This window comes from Herbiconiux daphne, assembly GCF_024979295.1.
GTDB classification, from domain to species: domain Bacteria; phylum Actinomycetota; class Actinomycetes; order Actinomycetales; family Microbacteriaceae; genus Herbiconiux; species Herbiconiux daphnes.
This window is the reverse complement of the sequence record NZ_JANLCJ010000686.1, coordinates 1-557: the sequence shown is the minus strand read 5'-3', so window position 1 is coordinate 557 and position 557 is coordinate 1. Positions and strand designations below refer to the sequence as shown.

Here is a 557-nt window from a genome sequence, read left to right as displayed (position 1 = left end):
CGTGATTGCTCTTTAGCTTCTTCCCTTGCTTTAGTTTGAGTTTTTATAGCTTCCTCACGTTCTTCATTGTGTGTGATAATGACGCTGATAAGAGCTACAACAGCACCAGCAATTAAAAAAGAAACCAGGATAGCTACAATAATTTTACGTCCACGATTACCAATCATGCGCACAATAATAATCACCAACAGGATAGCAATCAGAGCCAGAACAAGAGTTAACATTTTAAACACTCCAATAAGAGAAGAAGAAAAGCGGCTTACACCGCCTCAGATTTATTAATAGAGCGAATCTTGATATTTAAACGAATAAGCATACTGGCTTAAGCCACTTTCAACACAACAAGCAATATCCATTACCATCAGTATAGAACCATCTTTAAAGAACATTTCTCTATGAGTGGTATTTACAGAAACCAGATCATTAAGATGGACATTAAGAATAGTTTCAAACGCTTTCGCCGCATCGAAACTTTTAATACGAGCAGCATTATAAATATCAGCCAACATGCAAGCCTTAGTTACATTCATTGCTAACGCCTCAGCATGAGCAGCTTC

General features: G+C 37.3%; 2 protein-coding genes. Both read right to left on the bottom strand.

Annotated features, from left to right (window positions below; all coding sequences use genetic code 11):
• A partial coding sequence (locus tag N1032_RS27150; protein WP_259543812.1) for a hypothetical protein occupies window positions 1-224 on the bottom strand: 224 nt, incomplete at its 3' end.
• Window positions 225-278: 54 nt separating this feature from the next.
• Window positions 279-557: hypothetical protein (locus N1032_RS27145; protein ID WP_259543811.1), on the bottom strand; the 279-nt coding region annotated here is incomplete at its 5' end.